This is a genomic window from Moorena sp. SIO2C4, from assembly GCF_010672485.1.
GTDB classification, from domain to species: Bacteria; Cyanobacteriota; Cyanobacteriia; order Cyanobacteriales; family Coleofasciculaceae; genus Moorena; species Moorena producens.
The window spans coordinates 1-1854 of sequence record NZ_JAAHGN010001285.1; the positions used below are offsets into that span (position 1 = coordinate 1).

At 48.2% G+C, this 1854-nt stretch carries 3 protein-coding genes; 1 reads left to right on the forward strand and 2 read right to left on the reverse strand.

What is annotated here, in order from left to right:
- Positions 1 to 244: 244 nt before the first annotated feature.
- A complete protein-coding gene (locus tag F6K20_RS36665; RefSeq protein ID WP_287298125.1) occupies positions 245 to 1441 on the forward strand; it encodes an HhoA/HhoB/HtrA family serine endopeptidase in 1197 nt (398 codons plus the stop codon).
- Here F6K20_RS36665 and F6K20_RS36670 read toward each other — a convergent pair whose 3' ends face one another.
- Together F6K20_RS36670 and F6K20_RS36675 are read right to left on the reverse strand one after the other, a co-directional pair.
- On the reverse strand, positions 1442 to 1618 hold the full coding sequence (locus F6K20_RS36670) for a hypothetical protein (protein WP_287298127.1): 177 nt from the start codon (positions 1616 to 1618) through the stop codon (positions 1442 to 1444). It abuts the gene before it with no gap.
- A 94-nt stretch (positions 1619 to 1712) separates the two neighbouring features.
- On the reverse strand, positions 1713 to 1854 hold a 142-nt coding region (locus F6K20_RS36675; protein WP_287298129.1), incomplete at its 5' end, for a DUF815 domain-containing protein.

Here is a 1854-nt window from a genome sequence, read left to right on the forward strand (position 1 = left end):
TGCTCTCTTTACCAAATTCCTATCAAAAGCGCTATAATCAAATATTACCCTATATTATTACCACACCCCACACCCCACACCCCACACCCCACACGTGAGGTCTTTGTCAAAAAACCTACCTTTATCAGCACTCCCCACCCGCTATTTCAGGTAACTCCAAAATATTCTTCGGTCAAGACTCAACATTTTTCAGTAAAGTGTAAGTATATAGACCCCAAAAGCAATTAGTGAAATTACTAGAACCATGAGTTTATCCCTAAAGCAGCTGACCGTTTATCTGACATTGCTGGGCTTGGGCGGAGGTGCAGGGGTTTTGGGTAGTCGCTATCTCATGGCAGAGCAAGAGGTAATCAGACGCCCACAAATCGTTCCAGCAGTATTACAACCATTCACGCCACAACGACCAACGGTTAAACCCCAGAGAAACCTGAATTTCATTGCTAAAGCGGTAGAGAAAGTAGGTCCGGCAGTGGTGAGAATCGATGCAGCCCGTCAGGTATCACGGGATATCCCACAACCGTTCCACAATCCTTTCTTTAGGCGCTTTTTTGGGGATGACCTGCCTATGCCAAAACAGCGCATCGAGCAAGGCACCGGCTCTGGGTTTATCCTCAGCTCCGATGGACGCTTGATTACCAATGCCCACGTTGTAGAAGGCACAGAGGAAGTTAAAGTCACCCTAAAAGACGGTCGCAGCTTTGACGGTCAAGTAGTAGGCACTGACCCAGTCACCGATGTAGCCGTAGTCAAAATTGAAGCAACGGACTTGCCCACAGTCAACTTGGGTAAAGCAGAGAATTTGACCCCAGGAGAATGGGCGATCGCTATTGGTAATCCCCTCGGTTTAGATAATACTGTAACCGTCGGTATCATCAGTGCCTTGGGGCGCTCTAGTTCCCAAGTCGGGGTTCCAGAAAAACGGGTCAGCTTTATCCAAACGGATGCCGCCATTAACCCTGGTAATTCTGGTGGTCCGTTGTTGAATGCCACTGGTGAAGTAGTTGGGATTAACACCGCTATTCGAGCCAATGCCCAAGGCTTAGGGTTTGCTATCCCCGTGGAAACTGCGGAACGGATTGCCAATCAACTATTTTCTAAAGGTAAAGTTGAGCATCCTTACCTAGGCATTCAGATGGTGACCTTGACCCCAGACTTGAAAGAAAAAATTAATCAAGACCAAGACTTGGGCATCAAAGTCAACCAAAATGATGGGGTTTTAATCGTCCGGGTGGTGCCAGGCTCCCCCGCCCAGAGAGCTGGTTTCAAAACAGGAGATATCATTAAAACCGTTGCGTCGAAACCAGTTAAAAATGCCACTGAGGTTCAGCAGGGTGTGGAAGCCTCAGAGGTGGGTGCCCAGTTAAATGTGGAAGTAATTCGTAACGGTAAGACCAAATTAATCAGCGTCCGACCAGGGGCTTTTCCCATGGAAAATCGATGATCATAATCGATGATCATATAGGGAGTAGGGAATCGGGAATCGGGAATCGGGAATCGGGAATCGGGAATCGGGAATCGGGAGTTCGTAGGGTGGGTTAGGCGCGGTCAGGGATTTTGAGGGATTACCAATCAGTGTTGCTGCGCGCCGTAACCCACCGTGTTCAAATTTAGATCGCAAGTGTGGGCAGTAACTAGGTGGGTAGTAGCTAGCTACAGAATTAGCAAGCTGAGTTAATCGCTCTGTGTAGTGCCCATCCTACATCTACATCTCTTCACGACTCCCGACTCCCGACTCCCGACTCCCGATTCCCCATTTCCTCTGCTTGTAAAAAATTAATAAATTGTCGTGCTGTCCTACCAGAGAAACCATTGGCTCGGATTGCCCACTGTAAGGCACGAGGTCTGATTTCACTA

Excerpts from the sequence above, each read along its gene's own strand:
- F6K20_RS36665 (WP_287298125.1), top strand. The coding sequence starts at position 245 with ATGAGTTTATCCCTAAAGCAGCTGACCGTTTATCTGACATTGCTGGGC.